We start from the raw sequence: 18,706 nt of genomic DNA, 5'->3' as shown, positions 1-18,706 counted from the left end.
CCTTCGTGGACTCCGTCCAGCGAGCTGGGCTTCCTGCACTCCGGTTCAGGCGCGGTTCCCCATAAATTTAGCGGTTTGCGAACGCCCTATGCCGTCTCCTTGGTGCATCGAACGGTGGTCGGCAGGTCCGTGACGCGAGCCTTCGGACGCGCTTGTCTGGCGGCATCGGCTGATGGAGCATTCTCGCGCAAAGACGCAAAGACGCAGAGGTCGAGGGGCGAGAGCCGTGGTCGCGGGCTGCGAACGATGCGGTTGCCGACAATGACAAACTGTCCGTCGGTCTCCTGCGATCTCGTCGAGGTCGACCTCACTCGACGATCGATCGATGTTCACCGTCGAGGGGCTTTGCCCGCTCAGGCCTCATCACCTACTCGCGAATCGTCCGTGTCACGCCGACCCAATTCCTAAAACTTCGTGGTCTTTGGGTCTTTGCGTCTTTGCGTTGGGATCGAACAGGGAACGCGGAGGGACAAGCGCGCGCGCCGGCCGATCTCGTTCCGGCGTTCTCTGGCGGCATCGCCTGATGGAGGCATCCTCACGCAAAGACGCAAAGACGCAGAGGTCCAAGGGTCGAGAGCCGTTGTCGCGCGCTCGTGGTGGACTGCCAACGATGCGGTTGCCGCCAATGACAATTCGTCCGTCGATCTTCTGCGATCTCGTCGAGGTCGAGTCCACTCGACGGTCTCCACCGTCGAGCGAGCCCCTCTTCGTTCTCGTGCCAGTCTCCGCCCTTGGATGGCGGCGTCAGTTGCCCGTCGGCGGGCCCTCGATCGGACCGCGTTCGGCCGGCGGCTTGTTCATCATGAACGGCGGCTTGTCGCGGGACATCGTCGACGACGCCTGCGTGACGAAGTCGGGCTTGAGGCCGGTGTCGATCGCATGGCCGCTGATCGAGCCGTGGCACTGTCCGCAAAGTCCGTCGAAGAACTCGGCCTTGAAGGACTGGTGCGCGTATTCGCCCGGCGCGAAGACCATCTGCTCGCGTTGGATGCGCGGGAGGTTCCGTTCGCGCGAGAGTTTGGTGTCGGGGAGCTTGAGGACGATCGGCAGGCCGCCCGGCAGCTGGAACTTCGTCGAACCGTCTTCCTCGAGCGGAATCGCGCCGAGCAAGCGGCGGCGAACGTAGACCTGACCAAACGGATCGGTAACCACGTTGGAACCGCCCTTCGCGAAGGAGTCGACGTCGGCCGGAGGAGGCATGTCCTCGTAGACGAAGACTTGCTTGATCTCGGGATCGACGATGCGGCCCGTCGGTGTGTTCTGGAAGAGCAGCGACGAGAGCACGCGCATGTCGAGCACGTTGACCTGCGCTTCGGTGCGATCCGTGAACATCGTCACGTTGCCGTTCGGCTCGTCGATCGTCGAGACGAAGACAGGCCGGGCGAGGCGCGCATAAACGCCGACGGCGTCGACTTCGGCCGAGCCCGCGTCGCCGAGGAGCTTCGTCTTCGCGCCGGTCGTCGGGCTCATGACCCAGACGTCGTAGTCACCGCCGAACGCGGCAGGATCGGCGGCGCTGCCGAAGCTCACGAGCAGCTGCCCGTTCGGAAGTGTGGCGGGGGACGCATAGACGCCGCTCGTCGGCTGGCCCGGGTGAGCGTTCGCGCCCGTATCGGGGAAGCGCAGCGAGTGCAGGAAGAACTGCGGGTCGAGCGACTGGGGCTGCGATGGATCGAGCACACCCGGATCGACCGGGTAGTCCGAAGGCTGCGCGCTGTGGAAGTCGAGGCCGATCGAGCGATTGAAGATGCCGAGCGCACCACCGCCGTGCGGCGTGGCCGGATCGCGGAAGATGGCAGCGAAGTCCTTGTCGGCGAGCTCGACCACGCTCGTCGCCTCGGGATACGCGATCGAACCGCGCTGCGCATAGAGCGGGTGATAGTCGCCGCCGTCGAGATTGATGCGGCGAAGCGCGAGTTGGTAGAACTGCGGCGCCCGCTTCTCGGCGGTGAAGATCACGCGCCCGTCGGCCATCATGCTCGGCTCACGCTCCATGTTGAGGAGGAACGTCATCTGCCTCACACGGCGCTGGCCTACGGCCTGCGGGTTCTGCTCGAGCACGTAGAGGTTCGCGTTGCCCTTCGAGGGATCGGCGGGGCTGCGCTGCGGACCCTGGTAATCGTAGGAGTCGTTCTGCAGGTTGCCGCGCGTCGAAGCGAAGATGATGCGCTGGCCGCTTCCGTCGGGCGGGGCGTACGTCGGATCGAAGTTGTGGACGAGCAGGCCGTTCTGCGACGCAGGCGTGTTCGCGATCTCCGGGATCTTCGCGCACGCGCTGCCGTCGGCGTTCATCTCGTAGATGGCGAGAGGCTCGCTCGCGCTGCCACGCGCGGCGAAGGCGATCTTGGCGCCGTCGTACGAAACCTGCGGGCGTCGAATGTCGGCCGTGCTCGGATTGAGCCCACAACCTGCGGTGAGCGACTTGTCGGCCCCTGCGGTGAGCGCCCCGCCTCCACTCGTGGTCACCGCCATGCTGCGGAGGTCGGCGCCCGGCGCATAGACGTCGTAGTCTTGCGGACGCTTGATGCCGCCGAGCGGCCGCTTGACGTAAACGACGGCCGAGAGCGGCGCGAGCTTGAACACGTCGCGCTCGCGCTTCAGCCACTCCTTCATCACGCAGTACGCCGGGATCTTGTCGAGGTCGCCGTTGTCGTAGTCGTATGCGGCGTCGTCGCAGAGCTTCCCGTTCGCGGTCTGATTGCCGAAGTCCTCGAGGAGAGGGCCGCCGCGATGCGCGATGCCGTTCGCCTTGTCGCACCCGGCCACGCTGCACACTTCCGGGCGATAGAGGTTCTTGCGAACCATGCGGCTCGCGTTGATGTCGTCACTCTCGACCGCGAGCTGCGTGAGCGAGAGCTCGTAGTTCTTGCGCGTCGCCGAGAGCGAGAAGCTGCCGCCGGAGCCACCGTGGAGTCGGAAGTCATGGAACATCGACGCCGAGTGGCACTGGACCATCATGCAGCCCTTCTTCACGAGCATGGGCTGCACTTTTTCCGAGAAGAACGCGAAGCCAGGATCGTTGTCCGTGACCTTCGGCGGGCCGTGTTCGTGGGCCCAGTCGGAGATCGCGACGTAGCCCGCGTCGCTCGGCGACGAGAAGATGACGCCACCTTCGTGGTAGGCGCCGCCTTGCGCGGGAGAGAGAGGCCTGCGCGCAAGCTCGCTCTGTTCGGCGGTCTGCGCGAGGTACTCCTCGGCCGCGAGATAGTTCCAGCGAACCTGCTCGGGGCTATCGCCGCATGTAAGGTACAAGGAATTGGCGAGCGTGCCGTGGCAGTTGCCTGCCGAGCAGTTGGCGCCGTTCTTCTGATCGCCGGACTGGTTTCGGCCCGTGAGGACCGGGTTCACGCGATCGCGGAACGTACCGAAGTCGGGATTGGGAGGATCCTTCGTGAGGTCGAAGTCCGCGCGTGCCGGCGTGAACGTGCTGCAGGGCAGGCGTTCCACCGTGGTCGGCGGCGTGCCGCTGTTGTTCGCCGTGGCGCCGTTCTGGATCCAGCGACGGAGCGTCTGGTACGCGCTGCCCGTGGGGTCGAGGATCGAGCCGCCGGCGTGCTTGATGTCCGTCGTGATCGTGACCTTCTTGCCGTCGTAGCTCTGCACGTCGACCTGGAAGGGATCGACGTTCTTCACGAGCATCGCCGGCTGGCCGTACGGTCCGTAGTCGAGGAGCAGATCGCGCCGCTTCGAGACGCCGGCGAACGTCGCCACGTCGAGGTTGCCTAGCGCGTTGCCCTTCGGGTCGGCAACGTGACAACCGGCCCCCGTGTTCGTGCGCACGCACGAGGTCGTCAGGATCGGGCTGATCGTCCGATCGAAGTACGTGGTCTGCTCGGGCTCCTTCGTCGTGCACGAAGCCGGAAGGAGCGCGACGAGCGCGGCCACCGCCGCGATCATGCCAGGAAGGAAGCGATTCACGATGTGATCCTAGAGAACTCCTGCACGAGATTTCACAGGAAGGATGGAACTCACGAAGAATTTGGGGTGGCGGCTCGCATGAGCGAGCACACGCCCCCCGAATTTTTCGCGCCTTCCAGCGGGCGAGCGCAACTCTCTTACAGACGGCGGAGCGCCATGTCCGCCTGGTCGCGGACGAGCGTGTCCGGATCCGAGGTCCTCACCGCTTCGAGCGTCGCACGAGCGCGACCGTCGCGGATCTGACCGAGCGCGTGGCAGGCGGCGTTGCGGACGCCGGCATCGGCATCCTTGGTGAGGGCGATGAGGCCGTCGACCGAATCCTTCGCGCGCATGCCACCGAGGAGCTCGGCCGAACGCCGGCGAACGACCGCGTCGCCGTCGAAAGCCAGCTTGGCCACGGCCGGTACGTCGACGAACGTGTTGATACGCGCCGCCGAAGCGAGACCAGCGAGCTTCACGCGCGAGTCCGCGTCGGCGAGAGCGCGGCTGATGCCGCCCTTGCCTTCGTCGTTGAGGCGCCCAAGTGCGGTGGCGGCAGCCGCGCGCACGCCCGGGTCGGCATCGTTGGCGATCGCGGTCGCGCACGCGTCGACGCCGGGCGCAGCGAGGAACTCACCGAGCGCATTCGCGGCGTACGCGCGGCGCTGCGGGCTCGGGTCCGAAGCGAGCGTCTGCACCGTGCGCTGGTAGACCTCGCCGTCTCCGAACACGCCGAAGAGGCGTCGACGGAGCCACCACGCCGCGATCTCGCGCGTGCGGGGGTTGGCGTCGTAGAGGAGCGGCTCGACCGAGGGGATGCACTCGACGCACTCGACGCGCTCGCCGTGCTCGAGCGTCTCCCAGATCTCCATCATCGAGCCCTTCGCCGCGACGCTCTTGATGCGGTCGCCGGTGGAGAGGAACTCGATCTGGTCCGGCGGAATGTTGCCGTAGACCGCCTGCGTTCCGCCGAAGTTCTCGGTGTTCGGACCACCGATGGCGGTGCGGCCCGAGAGGAGCGACGCACCGGCGACGGCGAGCGAGGCGAGGAGAGCGAGACCAACCTTGTTCTTGCGGAAGTTCATGGTTCTCGAGCTCCTCAGTACTTCTGGCCGGGCGCGACGGGGTCGCCACCGAAGGGAACGAAGCCGGTGTTCTGGCGGGCGTAGAACTGGCCGCCGACGTCGATCGAGCGGATGAGCATCGCGCGCTCGTCGTCGGTCAGCGTCACGCCTTTGTCCTCGGGGTGCATGACCTCGGTGCCGTACGCAAAGGTGCCATCGGCGGCCTTCACGTTGAGCTTCTTGATCATGACCGACTCACGCGCGTTGTTGACGATGGCCCACTTCGGCGGCATGTCGCCGGTCGGCACCGCGTTGCCCATGCCCATCTCCATCGAGGCCGGGAAGAAGAGCGAGACGTACGAGGCCGGGTAGGTCGCGACCTTGCGGTCGTAGTAGACGGTGACGGGCTTCTCGGAGAGGTCGAGGTACGGAATCACGTAGCTCGACGAAGCACCGGTCGCGGGCGTGGTGGCCGTGAACGTGTACGTCTTGCCCGCGAACGGGTCGTTCGCGCCGCCGTCGTGGCACTGCACGCACTTGGCGTTGAGGACGTTCTGGACGAGGTTCTTCGGCGCGGCGTCCGGGTAGAGCGTCTTGTTGACCGCCCACGGCATCTCGTAGCGATCCGCGATGGGCATCAGGAACTGCTCGGCCTGGTGCTGCTCGGCGACCGTCGGGTTCTGACCGAGGCGCGGCGCGCCGATGCCCGAGCGCTGCTCGTGGCAACCGACGCAGCGACGATCTTCGCCGGGCATGCCCTGGATCCAGAGGCGCTGGTTGCGGATGGCCATGCCGAACTTGTCGATCGGCTGGAGGTGCACAGGGAGGTACGGCGGGACTTCGGCGAGCCAGCTGCCGTCGGCGTAAACCTGGGCCTCGCCGAGGATGGCGGCGCCTTCGTCCATCGTGAGGCCGAACATGGTGACGCCCTTGGCCGCCTCGCTCGAGAAGCCCTCGATGACGCGGACCTTCACGGCGTCTTTCAGTGCGACGTCGAGCGAAACGCCCTGATCGCCGTACTTGCCGCCCTTCACGTTGTCCGTGTTGAGGCTGGTCCTCGTGACGTCGACCGAACCGATGCGGACGGGGGTGCCCGGGTCCTGGTTCTTGCTGACGATGTCACCGATGACCGGCGGCTCGGTGCGCGCGACGACGGGAATTGCGTTGAGGTCCCACGTGCCGCGATCGTTGTAGATGAGCTGGTTCTTCTGCGTGGCCGGGTCGAAGATGTAGACGCCGAAGTCCGGTGGCGTGGCCGACTGCTCGGAGAGATCGTTGACGGGGCCGTCGGCCCAGGAGACGAGGATGCGGCCGTCGGGAAGAACGCTCGGCTCGCGATAGCGACCGACCGCCGAGGGACCGTTGCCGACCGGCACGTCCTTCGTGAGGAGCTCGAAGGTCGCGTGCTCCTCGTCGAGGCAGGCGTGGCCCGTCTTGTCACGGACCTTGGGGTCCATGCAGACCGGATCCTGCGTGTTTCTCGCGTCGATCTTCACGATCGCGCCGGCGTGGATGGTGCGGTTACGCGTGGTGGCGATGCCGATCATCACGTTCGGCTCGATCTCGCGCGGCGTGAAGAGTGAGTTCGAAGGCTTTCCGTGCTGACCCGCCACGGCGACCATCTGCGTGCCGTCGGGGTTGGCCGCGAACAGCTTCACGTCGTTGACGCCGCCGAGGTGCTCCCAACGGCAGTAGCCGATCTTGCCGTCGTAGCGGAGGAACGGCGCGACCGTGTGCGAGAGGTTCTGCGAGGCGAGACGACGATCGGCATCGCCGCCGTCGACGGAGATCGTCGCGAGCTGGGTGACCACACGGCCGTGCTCGTACTCGTCGGCGCGCGTGCCCATCGGCGTGTACATCTCGTTCGTGACGAACGCGATGCGGCCACCCGCGATGTAGATCGGGTTGATGTCGTCGCGATCACCGCCCGTGCGCTGGTGGATCTCGAACTTGCCGTCCGAGCCCTCCGTCAGCTGCGCGGTGTAGAGGTGATAGTGGTCGTTCTCGTCTTTCTTCATCGAGAAGACGACCTGCTTCGCGTCGAAGGACACGTCCGCGCCGTTGAAGTCGGCCGTGGGGAAGTCTGCGGTGATGTTCTTCAGCACACCGTCGGGGCGCGCGGGCGAGAGCATGACGAGCGAGCCGCCCGGCACGTAGCGCTCGTAGTCGAGCACCTGGCCGTTGCCGCCGGCGACGTCGACCGTCACGCCCTGGGCGGTGGCCACCGTGTGCTGCCTCTTGATGAAGACGATGGCGTTGACGCCCGCGCCCGCGTTGGTCGAATCGTCCGAGCTGCACCCGACGAGGGCGGCGTGGCCTGCCGACGTTCCGAGCACCAGAACCAGGGCGGCGGTGAGGCGTGAGCTGTTTCGCATGAGTGGCTCCCCCCTCTATGAGAGCAGGAGTTGGGCCAACCATGAAAGAAACGCGCGGACCCTATTTTTCAGGCCCGCAAGCCCAGCGGTGCCCTCTTCGACGACCGCGGGCAGGGGCCCCCGACCCCGTAGGCCGGGGGGACTTCCCCGCATCGCACACGCGCGCCCGACGTAGGCGACTTATCGAAGTCGGAACGCGAGAGGCAGCAGGTCGGCGAGGTGCACGACGTGGCCGCTCTCGTCTTCGAGGTTCGCGAGGACGATGGGCATGTCCTCGACGAACTCGGCGAGCACCTGACGGCAGATCCCGCAAGGCGAGCCGCCGTCGGACGTCACGACCGACATCGCGACCGGCTCACGATCGCCGGCAGCAATCATCTGCATGACTGCGCCGCGCTCGGCGCAGATGGTCGCCCCGTAGGACGAGTTCTCGACGTTGCAGCCCGCGTAGATCTTGCCGCTCTTCGTCGCGATGGCCGCGCCAACCCGGTACTCGGAGAACGGCGCGTAAGCGTTCTCGCGCACCGTGATGGCCTGCTCGAGCAGGCGGTCGAGCAGCTTCGCGTCGACCTTGTCGGTCTTCGAACCCTTGGCGCTCGTCTTCTTCGGCGCACGTGCGCCGGTCTTTTTCGTCGTCGTCTTCTTCTTCTTCGCACTCATTCTGCACCTGCTGCGAGGATCCAACCTCGGAGGAGTCTCTGCAAATCGGCTCGACGGGCTTTTGCCGTCTCCTCGACTTCTTTGTGATCGAGCTCCCCCTTGCCGATGCCCGCGGCCATGTTCGTGATGCACGACAGGGCGGCAACCGGCATACGCATGTGCCTCAAGGCGATGACCTCGGGAACCGTGCTCATGCCGACGGCCTGCGCGCCGAGGATGCGGAGCATGCGGATCTCCGCCGGCGTCTCGTACGACGGGCCGAGGAGGCCTGCGTAGACGCCCTCGCGAAGCGCGAGGTTCTCCTTCTTCGCGACATTGGCGAGCTTCGCGCGAAGCGCCGCGTCGTACGCGTTCGACATGTCCGGGAAGCGCGTTCCGAGCGCCTCCTCGTTCGGCCCGATGAGGGGGTGGTGGTACATGAGGTTCAGGTGATCGGTGATCACCATGAGGTCACCGGCCGACCAGCCATCGGCGATACCGCCCGCCGCGTTCGTCACGAGCACGCACTGCACGCCGAGGCGCGCCATGGTGCGGACGCCATGCACGACCTGCCAGACGGGGTGCCCCTCGTAGAGGTGAACGCGACCCTGCATGCAGACGACGGGCACGTCGTCGACGTTGCCGAAGCAAAGGTTGCCGGCGTGGCCGACGACCTTCGACGCGGGGAGGTTCGGCAGCGTGTCGTAGGGGAGCTTGACGAGATCGCCGAGCGTGTCGGCGAAGGCGCCGAGACCGCTGCCGAGAACGACGCCCACGCGGGGCACGTTCTTCACCTTCGAGCGGATGGCGGAGACCGTCTCGTCGAGTTTTGCGACGACACTCTCCGCGTGCCCGTTGTTTTCAGCTTGGCTACTCATGCAGGTTGCGCACGGTAGCAGCGCCTTGCCGACCTCGGGAAGGTGCCGTCTCTCGTGTTACGTTCGCGAGTCGCGTTTGGGACGACGACGGCGCAGTGCGCCACCAGGCCCGTCTTCTCTCCTCGGCCGACTCGCCTAGACTCAGGCGGGCGCGACGTCGAACTTCTTCTTCAGCGCTTCGCAGACGACCTTGGGCGCGTAGCGGCTCACGTCGCCGCCGTGGCTCGCGATCTCGCGAACGAGCGAAGCGCTGACGAAGCCGTGTTTGGTGCGCGTCGGCAAAAAGATGGTGTCGATCTGGGGGCGCAGGTCCGCGTTGGCGTGTGCGATCTGGAGCTCGTACTCGAAATCCGTGGTGACACGGAGTCCGCGGACGATCACGCTCGCATTCTTGCCAGCACAGTAGTCGATGAGGAGTCCATCGAACGAGTCGACCGTCACGTTGGGGATGTGCGCGGTGATCTGCTCGATGAGGTGCTTGCGCTCGGCCGCGGTGAAGAGCGGGTGCTTCGTGGGGTGAACGCCGATGGCGACGATCACGTTGTCGAACAACGCGGCGGCACGCTCGATGAGATCGAGGTGCCCGAGCGTTGCGGGATCGAAGCTGCCCGCGTAGACGGCGAGCGCGCGGCTCATTGCGCGGCTCCCTTGCTGTCCGCCTTCGGCTTGGCCGGCGCCTTGGGAGCGGCCGGCTTGGGCGCGGCGCCCGCCTTCGGAGCGGCGGCCGGGGCCGTCGGTGCAGCCGCAGGCGCTTGAGCCGGGGGCGGCTCGGCGACGGCCGGCGCGCCGTTCTGCGGAGCGCCCTGCATGAGCGCCGGGTCGATCTCGAGCCAGAGCGCGCGGCCTTCGTCACCGAAGGTCACGCGGAAGGCGGAGAGGAGACCCGCGCCGACCACGCCGCCGAGATCGACGTCGAAGTTCGACTTGTAGTCGGAGAGCGGCGCGCCCTGCATCGCAGGAACCTGCGGCAGGTCGAGCGTGCCGAGCTTGAAGTACGGCAGCATGCCGAGCTTCATGTTCTGCGGTGCGCCCGGCTCCGTGCGGAACGACGCGAGGTCGGCGCCGGACCGCTTGAGAAGAACGTCGTCGAGGGCGAGCGGGTAGAACTGCGCCGAGTCGACGAAGAGGAGCGCCTGGCCGTCGTCTTTGCTCGACACCGCCGCGCGCATCATCATGCCGCCGCCGCGCACGTAAACGAGGGGAACGCGGCTCGCATCGGGCGGCGCCGCCGGCTCGCTCTTGCGCACGACGAACTGGGAGCCGCGACGGTCGAACGTCACGTGCATGTGGCGGAGCGCGTTGACGCCGATGAGCGCCTTGATGGGCGCGCCGAGCTGACGCGACACGTTCGAGAGGTCGTAGGTGAGGGCGGGGACGTCCTTCACCTCGAGGTGCTCGCCGAAGCGAAGGTTCACCCAGGCGGGCTCCTTGCGCGACGAGGAGTCGATCATGAACTCGCCCATGGCGGTCGAGACGAGCGCGAGGATGCGTTCGCCTTCGAGCTCGCACGGAACGACGAGCGCCGGGCCGGCCTGCGGCATCTCCACGGCGGCGACCATGCCGCCCTCGATCGCGAACGGATGACGACCCTGGCCACGACGCGCGAGCTTCGCGACGTCACGCGCCCAGTTGTCCTTCACGTTCGGATCGCGAAGCATGTCTTCGAGATCGTCGGCGGCGCGCTCGATGTCGCCCGAGTACCAGAGCGCGCGGCCGCGAACGCCCTTGGCGTCGCTGCTCGGCAGGTTCTCGGTCAGCTTGATCGCCTGGGCGTAGTCGAGCTTGGCGAGGGCGATGCGCGCCCCGAGGAGGCGCGTCTCGGGGTCTTGGGGAGCGGCCTTGAGGGCGCCGTCGATCGCGGTGGTCGCGTCGTCGAGGTCGCCGGCCTTGTAGCTCTGCTCGGCGCGCTTGTGCCACTTGTCCGCGAGCGCGTCACGGCCCGACGTGTTGGCGTCGGGTCCGCCGCAGGCGGCGGCGCCGAGCAAGGCAAGGGCCATCATCGAGACAGCGAGGCGTCGCATTCGGTATCGCTCCGGAAATTTAGGATTCAACTCGATCGATTCGAAGGATCCGGTCGGCCCTTAGCTCACGGCGACCGCGCCCGGGGAGCTGATAGCCGATCACCCGTGGGGGGTCGAGTCCTGTCAGGAGTTCCACGAGGACCATGCGCATTGGCTCGGGTTTACGGGCCCGGGGGCGGTAAACCACCTCGACCGGGACTTTGGCCTCGATGGCGCTCTTGCATTCTGCAAGGATTTGCTCGCGGGCGCGCTTTTCCGCGATGCGAACCTCCCACACGTCGCGCGCCGTAGAGGGTTCCAGCGCCTGAAGGCAGCGCTCCCAGACCGCTCGCAAGGCGGCCACGTCGGCATCGGCGCGGTGGGCCCGCGAGCGATCCAGGCCGAAATGCTCGCGTAGGGCGTCGAGAGAGTGGCGCGGCAGGCCGAACGTGCGCCGTGAGAGGTTCAGCGTGTCGATGTAGAAAGGGATGCGCGTCGCACTTCCTGCGCGCGCGAGCTCGGCCTCGAGAAAGGCCACGTCCCACGATGCGCCGTGCGCCACGAGCACGGCCCCATCAAGCAGGGCCGTGACGTGATCGACGAGGGAGGCGAACACGGGGGCCCCGGCGAGTGCGCTCGCGAAAATGCCGTGGATGTTCGCGTTGCCGACCTCCGGCGTCGGCTGGCTCTCCGCGTCGGTCGAGCCGACGTCCACAGCGGCGATCGGCGCGACCGGCGCGCTCGGCGGGAGAATCAACGTCTCCGGCCGCACGAGCGTGTGGATGCGATCGCGCACGTCGCCGCCCTGGACGCGCTCGATGCAGATCTCGACCACGCGATCCTTGGCGGGATCGAGCCCGGTCATCTCGAGATCCACGAACGCGAAGGGGGCCTCCGCAATCGGGAGATCCCAGGGCGCTCCTGGCGGCGGCTCACGCGAAGGACGCAGGCGGCTTCTCCTCAGCGCTCGACGCACATGGCGATGCCCTGGCCGACGCCGATGCACAGCGCGGCCATGCCTCGCTTTGCGTTGCGCGCGCGCATGGCGTGGACGAGGCTCACGAGCACGCGGCAGCCGCTCGAGCCGATGGGGTGACCGAGTGCAATGGCGCCGCCGCGCACGTTGACGCGCGACGGATCGAGCTCGAGGCCGCGAATGCAGGCGATCGACTGCGCGGCGAACGCCTCGTTGAGCTCGACGAGATCGAGGTCGGCGACGGTGAAGCCTGCGCGGTCGAGCGCCTTCTTGCCGGCGGGGATGGGCCCTTCGCCCATGAAATTCGGTTCGACGCCCACGGTGGCGTGCGAGACGATCCGCGCGAGGGGCTCGAGATTTTCGGCCTTGAGCACGGCTTCGCTCACCACCATGACCGCGCTGGCGCCGTCGTTGAGCGGCGAGCTGTTGCCCGCGGTGACCGAGCCACCCTTGCGGAAGACCGGTTGGAGCTTCGCGAGCGACGCGAGCGACGCGTCGGCGCGGGGGGATTCGTCGGCCGCGACGATCGTGGGCTCGCCCTTCTTTTGCGGGATGACGACGGGCACGAGCTCGGCGGCGAACTCGCCGGCGGCAATCGCGCGCGTGGCCTTCTCGTGCGATGCGAGCGCGAAGGCGTCCTGCTCATCGCGCGTGATCTTCCACTTCTCGGCGACGTTCTCGGCCGTCTCGCCCATCGACTGGAGCGGGAAGCGCTGCGCCATCTTGGGGTTCTCGAAGCGCCAGCCGAGGCTCGTGTCGTAGACCTTCGGCGGCGTGCGCGGGAACGGCTCGTCGCTCTTGCCGAACACGAACGGCGCGCGCGTCATGCTCTCCACGCCACCGGCGATGACGCACTCTGCGTCACCGGTCGCGATGCGCCGAGCCGCGTCGCTCACGGCTTCGAGGCCCGAGCCACAAAGGCGGTTCACGGTCAGCGCGGGCACTTCGTAGGGAAGGCCAGCGAGAAGTGCCGCCATGCGGGCGACGTTGCGATTGTCGTCGCCCGCCTGGTTCGTCGCCCCGAACACCACGTGGTCGACGCGCGCAAGGAGCGACGGCGACCGCTCGCCGATTGCCGTGATCATGAGCGCGGCGAGATCGTCGGCGCGAACCGGCGCGAGCGCACCTCGGTGTTTGCCGATGGGCGAACGAACCGCATGGACGAGATAGGCCGGACGGAGCGCAGAAGTGGCGGACATCGCGCCCGCGAGCCTATCGCTCGTCGCGCGGGCGCGGAAGGTCTGCCTTCGCGGGGACGGGCCGTTGCGCTCCGGCTGGGCTTTTCCCGTGTCAGCCGTCAGCCCTTCTTCTGGCTTTCGCAGTTGAACATCCAGTGCACGCCGAACGCGTCCGTGAGCATGCCGAACTTGGCGCCCCAGAAGGTGTCGATGAGCGGCTGGGTGACCTTGCCGCCCGCAGCGAGGGCGTCGAAGGTCTTCGTGGCCTCGTCGGCATCCGTGAAATGCAGGGCGACGCTGACGTTGCTCTGCTCGATGCGTGGATCGCCGGGGCTGCCGTCACTGAGCATGAGCACGCTCGGGCCGATGCGCAGCGCGGCATGCATGACGCGGTTCTTGTCGTCGGACGAGACCGCATCGGTGGACGGGACGTCACCCATGCGCATCAGGTGCTCGACCTTCGCGCCGAGCGCGGTCTCGTAGAGCTTGATGGCCTTTTCGGCGTTGCCGCTGAGGTTGAGGTACGGGTTCAGACTCGCGATGGGCATGGGATTCTCCTCTCGAGCGCTCGGGTTGCAACGTGCAGGCCCGCGGTTTTTGGCTCTTCGAAGAGACGACAATCACGAGGGGGCCAGATCGACAAGGCCCTCGAATTTTTCTCTCAGCCTCTTTCGTGCGCCCGTTTACTGGGTGGGCACGAGCGCCGGAAACGTCGCGCCGGGTAGGAAGACGGTGAACGGCCTGACCTCGTAGGACCCACCCGAGCTGCTGGCCCGGCCGAGCTCCTGCGCGGCTTCGATGGCCTCTTGCTCGTTCGCGCAATCGACGACGAAGAAGCCGAGCAGCGCCTCTTTCGTTTCGGCGAACGGGCCGTCGACGATGAACGCGTCACGTCCCTTCTTCACCGTGCGCGCGCGCTTGGTGGGCGCGAGGCGCGCGACAGGGCCGAGCCGACCTTGCTTGGAGAGCTTCTCCTGGACGACGGCGAGCTTCTCGATCGCAGCCTTGTCTTGCTCGGGCGTCCAGGCGCCGACCTCGCTCTCGGAGTCGTAACAGAAGATGGCGTAGAGCATCGGGGGCGGAAGTATGCCCGAACAAGGCCACTCCGAATACTCGGGCCGTCCGTCGATTTTCGCCTCAGCCGGCCTTTCGGAAGGTGAGGTTGAGGCGCTGCCTTCCGAGCAGCGGATGCTCGTCGTCTTTCAGCGGCAAGACGCCGTGGAAGCGCAGCCGCGATGGGCCGCCCCACACGACGACGTCACCATGCGCGAGCGGAACGCGCTTCGCGGTGTCGTTTCGCTTTTCGCCGCCCCAGAGAAAGACGGCGGGAATGCCGAGCGATACGGAGACGATGGGCGCCGCGAAGTCGCGCTCGTTCTTGTCTTGGTGGAGCGTCATGCGCGCCTCGGGCTCGTAGCGGTTGACGAGACAAGCGTCGGGAACGAAGCCGTCGAAACCGCCGCTTTTTGCAGCACGCGAAGCGAGTCGCAGCAGACACGAGGGAATGGCGGGCCAAGGCCGATCGCTCTCGGGATCGCGCGGCGTGTAACGGTAGCCGGACAGATCGGTCACCCAGCCGAGCGCACCCGCGTTGGTCATCGCGACCGACATGCGAAAGCCTCCGGGCGTGATCATGTGACGGAACGGAGCTGCTTCCACGATGGTGTCGATCGCGGCGACCAACGTTCGCTCTTCGTCATACGAAAAGGCGAATCGCCGAAGGAGCACCGCGCCCGGGCCGAGCTCCTCGCGTGGCGGATCGAAGGCACCGAGACTCAGCTGGCGCGTGGTCATGAGGCGTCGTGGAAGATGATGCCGAGCGTGTGTCGTCGTCCACTTCGGAGGCGGCTCACGCCATGGCGCAGCTGCACGCGGTAGATCCCGCGCGTGCCCTGGACGGGCCGATGATTCACCGCGAACACGACCGCATCGCCTTGGCGCAGCGGCACCACCATCGGCCTCGATTGCATGCGTGGTCGCTGCTCGGTCATGACGAACTCGCCGCCGGTGAAGTCGCGCTCCGGTTCGGAGAGCAGCACGGCGACCTGGAGTGGGAAGACGTGCTCGCCATAGAGATCTTGGTGAAGGCAGTTGTAGTCGCCGGCTTCGTACTGCAACAGCAGCGGCGTGGGCCGCTCCTGACCGGCCTCATGGCAGCGCACTAGGAATTCCGCGTGGTCGGCGGGGAAGCGCACGTCGATCCTCATCGCCTCGTTCCAGCGATTGGCGATGGGCGCGAGCCGCGGATAGAGCGCCGTTCGCAATTCCTGCACGAGCGAGGGCAGGGGATACGCGAAGTACTTGTACTCGCCGCGCCCGAAGCCGTGGCGACCCATGACGACGCGGCTCCGGAACCCCGCGTCCTTGGCGTAGAGCGACTCGATCGCGCCGCATTCGGCGTGGCTCAACAGTGCCGGAACGACAGCGTTGCCCTGAGCGTCGAGCTCGCGTTCGACGTGCTGCCAGTCGATGGACGCGACGCGATCTTCGGAATGAGGCTTCGAAAGCGCGAGCATGGTCGTATCTCCCGTCGCCTTCGAACCTAGACCTCCTCGGCGCCCTTGCCACTCCGCCGCTTGCTTTCGAATTCGCGTCTCACGCGGAGACGGTTTCGCGCGCCAGCTGGTCGACGAGCTTCAGCAGCGTCGGGATCCGAAATTCCCCCGCCATGTGGGCGACGGCGTCGGCCGCCTTGGCGACGTCCATGCCGATGGCGGTTACGAAGACGGGCTGCTTGCTCTCACCACGCAACACCGCCACGGCCTCGTTGTTTTCGTGGAACGGCCGCTTGGCGACGCCGACGACGGTGGTTCCGCCAATTGCCTCGTGCAGGTGAAACCCGAGTCCGGGCCTCTCCTTGCCGAGCCAAACGTACCCATCGACGACGATGATCTCGGGCGGCGTCGCGAGTCCTTCGATCAAGGGCACGAGGTATCGCAGCTCGCGCCGAAAGAACTGCCCCGGCTCGTAGTCCTCCGCGCCGGGCGGAAACCGCATCGTCCCTTCGCCGCTTGCGCGCTCATCGCCCCAAGCCTGGAAGGCCACCCAAGCCGCGAGCGTCCGCTCGCTTCCATAGTCGACGTCGAGCGCCACGATCATTGTCGAGGGGCCAGAACTCTAGCACCGGAACGACGGACGGTGTCTCTCAGTCGGGCCACGTCCAATTGGTAATTTCGGCACGGTCTTCTCCGTGCACGTGCGCATATCGGACATTGTCGATGATGGCGTTCTTCATTTCGTCCTTCAAATGCGCCGCCTTCGATTGGAGTTTGGGAACGCGGTCGATGACGTCGATGACGAGATCGAAACGCGAGGTCGAGTTCAGAATGGCGAGCTCGAGCGGCGTATTGATGTTGCCCTTCTCTCGATAGCCGTGGACGTGCAGGTTTTCGTGGCTCTCGAAGCGATAGGTGAGCTTGTGGACGAGCCACGGGTAACCGTGGAAGTTGAAGATGATCGGTCTGTCGGTCGTGAAGAGACCGGCGATGTCACGCTCCGCCGAGCCCGCGGGGTGGATGGACGAGGGCAGCAGCTTGAACAAGTCGACGACGTTGACGAAGCGCAGCTTCAGATCGGGAACGCGCTCGCGGAGAATCGAGGCCGCTGCGAGCGCTTCCTGCGTAGCCACGTCACCACAGCACGCGAGGACGACGTCGGGCTCGACGCCGTCATCGGTGCTCGCCCTTCGCCAGATGCCGAGTCCCTTCTCGCAATGGACGACGGCCTCGTCCATCGACGTGAACTGGAGGTGCTTCTGCTTGTCGGCGACGATGACGTTGATGCAGTCCGTACTGCGCAGACAGCGATCGGCAATGGTCAAAAGCGTGTTGGCATCCGGCGGAAGATAAATCCGTGTGACCGATGCCCCTTTGTTGCTGACGAGATCGATGAATCCCGGATCTTGATGCGAAAACCCATTGTGGTCTTGGCGCCACACGGTCGAGGAGAGCAGGATGTTTTCCGAGGCGACAGGAGCGCGCCAGTCCACCTTGTTCTTGCTGATGTCCAACCACTTTGCGTGCTGGTTGAACATCGAATCGACGACGTGGGCGAAGGCCTCGTAGGTGTGGAAGAGGCCGTGGCGTCCGGTCAGGAGATAACCCTCCAGCCAGCCGAGCAACGTGTGCTCCGACAACATCTCCATCACGCGTCCATCGCGGGACAGCTCTCCGCCGTCGGCGTCTTCCGGCAGCATGTCTGCCATCCAGACTTTCTTGCTCACTTCGTAGATGGCCTGCAGTCGATTCGACGCCGTCTCGTCCGGTCCGAAGACGCGGAAGATCGTCGGATTGTTTCGCATCACGTCGCGCAAGAACTCGCCGAGGGGTTTCGTGTTCTCGTACAACCTCGTGCCGTGCGCGGCGACTTCGACGCCGTACGCACGGAAATCGGGGAGCTTCAGCGGTTTGCGGAGCACGCCTCCGTTGGCATGCGGGTTCGCGCTCATGCGTCGCGGTCCTTTGGGTGGGAGCGCGCGAAGCTCCGGAACGAGCCTTCCGGCGGCATCGAAGAGCTCTTCGGGCTTGTAGCTGCGCATCCAGGTCTCGAGTGCCTGGAGGTGTGAGGGATTCTCACGAACGGCAGCGAAAGGAACCTGGTGAGAGCGCCAGGTGCCTTCGAGCTTGTGACCATCGAGCTCCTTCGGCCCGGTCCAGCCCTTGGGCGAACGCAATACGATCATCGGCCAACGAGGACGCGAGGCAACATTCGACTGTCGCGCCGTGCGCTGCGCCGTACGGATGTCCTGGATGGCGCGCTCGAGCGTGTCCGCCATCTTCTGATGCATCTCCGCCGGATCGCTGCCTTCGACGAAATAGGGCTTGTAGCCATATCCGACGAACAGTGCTTCGAGCTCCTCTCGACTGATGCGTGCAAGGATGGTCGGATTGGCGATCTTGTACCCATTGAGGTTCAAAATCGGTAGGACCGCGCCGTCGCGAATGGGATTGACGAATTTGTTCGAATGCCAGGCCGTCGCGAGAGGTCCGGTCTCGGCCTCGCCATCGCCCACCACGCACGCCACGATGAGGTCGGGATTGTCGAACGCCATGCCGTAAGCATGCGAAAGGCTGTAACCGAGCTCACCGCCCTCGTGGATGGACCCTGGAGTCTCCGGCGTGACGTGGCTTCCGATGTGTCCCGGGAAGGAGAATTGCTTGAAGAATCTCTGCATTCCCTCTTCGTCTTCGCTCTTGTCCGCGTAGATCTCCGAATAGGTCCCCTCGAGATAGCTCGGTCCGAGCACGCCCGGAGCGCCATGGCCGGGTCCAGCGACGAAGATGACGTCGAGATCGTCTTTGACGATCATCCGGTTCATGTGAACCCATACGAAGGAGAGGGCTGGGCTCGCGCCCCAGTGGCCGAGCAATCGATGCTTCACGTCTTGCGCCCGAAGCGGCCTCCGCAGCAGCGGATTGTCCTTCAGGTAGATCATGCCCACCGATAGGTAATTGCAGGCTCGCCAATAGGCGTTCATCAGCTCCAGCTCGTGGGTCGAGAGCGGGCCACTCGGCGCGCGCTCCTTGGCTGCGGGGGGCGCCCCGCCAGACTGCCCTCGTGCGGACAAAGGATGGGTCCCCTTTGTGCGCGTCACGACGTGTTCCCTCGTCCCTCCGGGATGTGACATGGCGTCTCTCCAATCGCGTTGTCGAACTGCGCTGGGAACCTAAGACGCACGGAGTCAGCCGGCAGCCGAGGCA

Annotated in this window: 15 protein-coding genes; all 15 read right to left on the bottom strand. The window is 66.0% G+C overall.

Annotation, left to right across the window (positions count from 1 at the left end):
* Positions 1 to 744 precede the first annotated feature (744 nt).
* The 15 genes from AKJ09_RS14845 to AKJ09_RS14775 all read right to left on the bottom strand — a co-directional run bounded on the left by AKJ09_RS14845 (position 745) and on the right by AKJ09_RS14775 (position 18,633).
* The gene (locus tag AKJ09_RS14845; protein ID WP_146647855.1) at positions 745 to 3,918 is read right to left on the bottom strand and encodes a TolB-like translocation protein; all 3,174 of its coding nucleotides are present in this window, start codon (positions 3,916 to 3,918) and stop codon (positions 745 to 747) included.
* 137 nt (positions 3,919 to 4,055) lie between these two features.
* A complete protein-coding gene (locus AKJ09_RS14840; RefSeq protein ID WP_146647854.1) occupies positions 4,056 to 4,982 on the bottom strand; it encodes a HEAT repeat domain-containing protein in 927 nt (308 codons plus the stop codon).
* 14 nt (positions 4,983 to 4,996) lie between these two features.
* Positions 4,997 to 7,336, bottom strand: a complete 2,340-nt coding sequence (locus AKJ09_RS14835; RefSeq protein ID WP_146647853.1) for an HzsA-related protein — start codon at positions 7,334 to 7,336, stop codon at positions 4,997 to 4,999.
* A gap of 180 nt (positions 7,337 to 7,516) precedes the next feature.
* Positions 7,517 to 7,996: a cytidine deaminase gene (gene cdd, locus AKJ09_RS14830; RefSeq protein ID WP_146647852.1), complete on the bottom strand. Its 480-nt coding sequence runs from the start codon at positions 7,994 to 7,996 to the stop codon at positions 7,517 to 7,519.
* Positions 7,993 to 8,853 carry a purine-nucleoside phosphorylase gene (locus AKJ09_RS14825; protein ID WP_146647851.1) on the bottom strand — a complete coding sequence of 287 codons (861 nt, stop codon included), beginning with the start codon at positions 8,851 to 8,853 and terminating at the stop codon, positions 7,993 to 7,995. Before AKJ09_RS14825 ends, cdd begins: the two co-directional genes overlap by 4 nt.
* Before the next feature lie 141 nt (positions 8,854 to 8,994).
* On the bottom strand, positions 8,995 to 9,489 hold the full coding sequence (coaD, locus tag AKJ09_RS14820; protein ID WP_146647850.1) for a pantetheine-phosphate adenylyltransferase: 495 nt from the start codon (positions 9,487 to 9,489) through the stop codon (positions 8,995 to 8,997).
* Positions 9,486 to 10,874: a tetratricopeptide repeat protein gene (locus tag AKJ09_RS54270; RefSeq protein ID WP_205633712.1), complete on the bottom strand. Its 1,389-nt coding sequence runs from the start codon at positions 10,872 to 10,874 to the stop codon at positions 9,486 to 9,488. Before AKJ09_RS54270 ends, coaD begins: the two co-directional genes overlap by 4 nt.
* A 19-nt stretch (positions 10,875 to 10,893) precedes the next feature.
* Positions 10,894 to 11,730, bottom strand: a complete 837-nt coding sequence (locus tag AKJ09_RS14810; protein WP_275936735.1) for a 3'-5' exonuclease — start codon at positions 11,728 to 11,730, stop codon at positions 10,894 to 10,896.
* 83 nt (positions 11,731 to 11,813) lie between these two features.
* A complete protein-coding gene (locus AKJ09_RS14805) occupies positions 11,814 to 13,028 on the bottom strand; it encodes a thiolase family protein (protein ID WP_146647849.1) in 1,215 nt (404 codons plus the stop codon).
* Positions 13,029 to 13,126: 98 nt separating this feature from the next.
* Positions 13,127 to 13,555, bottom strand: coding sequence for a VOC family protein (locus AKJ09_RS14800; RefSeq protein WP_146647848.1), 429 nt, complete (start codon positions 13,553 to 13,555; stop codon positions 13,127 to 13,129).
* 135 nt (positions 13,556 to 13,690) lie between these two features.
* Positions 13,691 to 14,080 (bottom strand): YciI family protein, encoded by a 390-nt coding sequence (locus AKJ09_RS14795; RefSeq protein ID WP_146647847.1) that lies wholly within the window; start codon positions 14,078 to 14,080, stop codon positions 13,691 to 13,693.
* Between the two features lie 64 nt (positions 14,081 to 14,144).
* Positions 14,145 to 14,801: a DNA oxidative demethylase AlkB gene (gene alkB, locus AKJ09_RS14790; RefSeq protein ID WP_146647846.1), complete on the bottom strand. Its 657-nt coding sequence runs from the start codon at positions 14,799 to 14,801 to the stop codon at positions 14,145 to 14,147.
* A complete protein-coding gene (locus tag AKJ09_RS14785; protein ID WP_146647845.1) occupies positions 14,798 to 15,523 on the bottom strand; it encodes a 2OG-Fe(II) oxygenase in 726 nt (241 codons plus the stop codon). Before AKJ09_RS14785 ends, alkB begins: the two co-directional genes overlap by 4 nt.
* Before the next feature lie 79 nt (positions 15,524 to 15,602).
* Entirely contained in the window at positions 15,603 to 16,106 is a 504-nt protein-coding gene (locus AKJ09_RS14780) for an endonuclease V (protein WP_146647844.1), read from the bottom strand.
* A 46-nt stretch (positions 16,107 to 16,152) separates the two neighbouring features.
* On the bottom strand, positions 16,153 to 18,633 hold the full coding sequence (locus AKJ09_RS14775) for a phosphoketolase family protein (protein WP_146647843.1): 2,481 nt from the start codon (positions 18,631 to 18,633) through the stop codon (positions 16,153 to 16,155).
* Between the last annotated feature and the right edge of the window lie 73 nt (positions 18,634 to 18,706).

The sequence above is a fragment of the Labilithrix luteola genome, from assembly GCF_001263205.1.
Lineage (GTDB): Bacteria > Myxococcota_A > Polyangia > Polyangiales > Polyangiaceae > Labilithrix > Labilithrix luteola.
The sequence above is the reverse complement of the archived record's forward strand: the minus strand, read 5'-3'. Positions and strand labels throughout refer to the sequence as shown.

Coding starts and splice junctions, on each gene's coding strand:
- AKJ09_RS14840 (WP_146647854.1), bottom strand. CDS start 4,982: ATGAACTTCCGCAAGAACAAGGTTGGTCTCGCTCTCCTCGCCTCGCTC.
- AKJ09_RS14835 (WP_146647853.1), bottom strand. CDS start 7,336: ATGCGAAACAGCTCACGCCTCACCGCCGCCCTGGTTCTGGTGCTCGGA.
- cdd (WP_146647852.1), bottom strand. CDS start 7,996: ATGAGTGCGAAGAAGAAGAAGACGACGACGAAAAAGACCGGCGCACGT.
- AKJ09_RS14825 (WP_146647851.1), bottom strand. CDS start 8,853: ATGAGTAGCCAAGCTGAAAACAACGGGCACGCGGAGAGTGTCGTCGCA.
- coaD (WP_146647850.1), bottom strand. CDS start 9,489: ATGAGCCGCGCGCTCGCCGTCTACGCGGGCAGCTTCGATCCCGCAACG.
- AKJ09_RS54270 (WP_205633712.1), bottom strand. CDS start 10,874: ATGCGACGCCTCGCTGTCTCGATGATGGCCCTTGCCTTGCTCGGCGCC.
- AKJ09_RS14805 (WP_146647849.1), bottom strand. CDS start 13,028: ATGTCCGCCACTTCTGCGCTCCGTCCGGCCTATCTCGTCCATGCGGTT.
- AKJ09_RS14800 (WP_146647848.1), bottom strand. CDS start 13,555: ATGCCCATCGCGAGTCTGAACCCGTACCTCAACCTCAGCGGCAACGCC.
- AKJ09_RS14795 (WP_146647847.1), bottom strand. CDS start 14,080: ATGCTCTACGCCATCTTCTGTTACGACTCCGAGAGCGAGGTCGGCGCC.
- alkB (WP_146647846.1), bottom strand. CDS start 14,801: ATGACCACGCGCCAGCTGAGTCTCGGTGCCTTCGATCCGCCACGCGAG.
- AKJ09_RS14785 (WP_146647845.1), bottom strand. CDS start 15,523: ATGCTCGCGCTTTCGAAGCCTCATTCCGAAGATCGCGTCGCGTCCATC.
- AKJ09_RS14780 (WP_146647844.1), bottom strand. CDS start 16,106: ATGATCGTGGCGCTCGACGTCGACTATGGAAGCGAGCGGACGCTCGCG.
- AKJ09_RS14775 (WP_146647843.1), bottom strand. CDS start 18,633: ATGTCACATCCCGGAGGGACGAGGGAACACGTCGTGACGCGCACAAAG.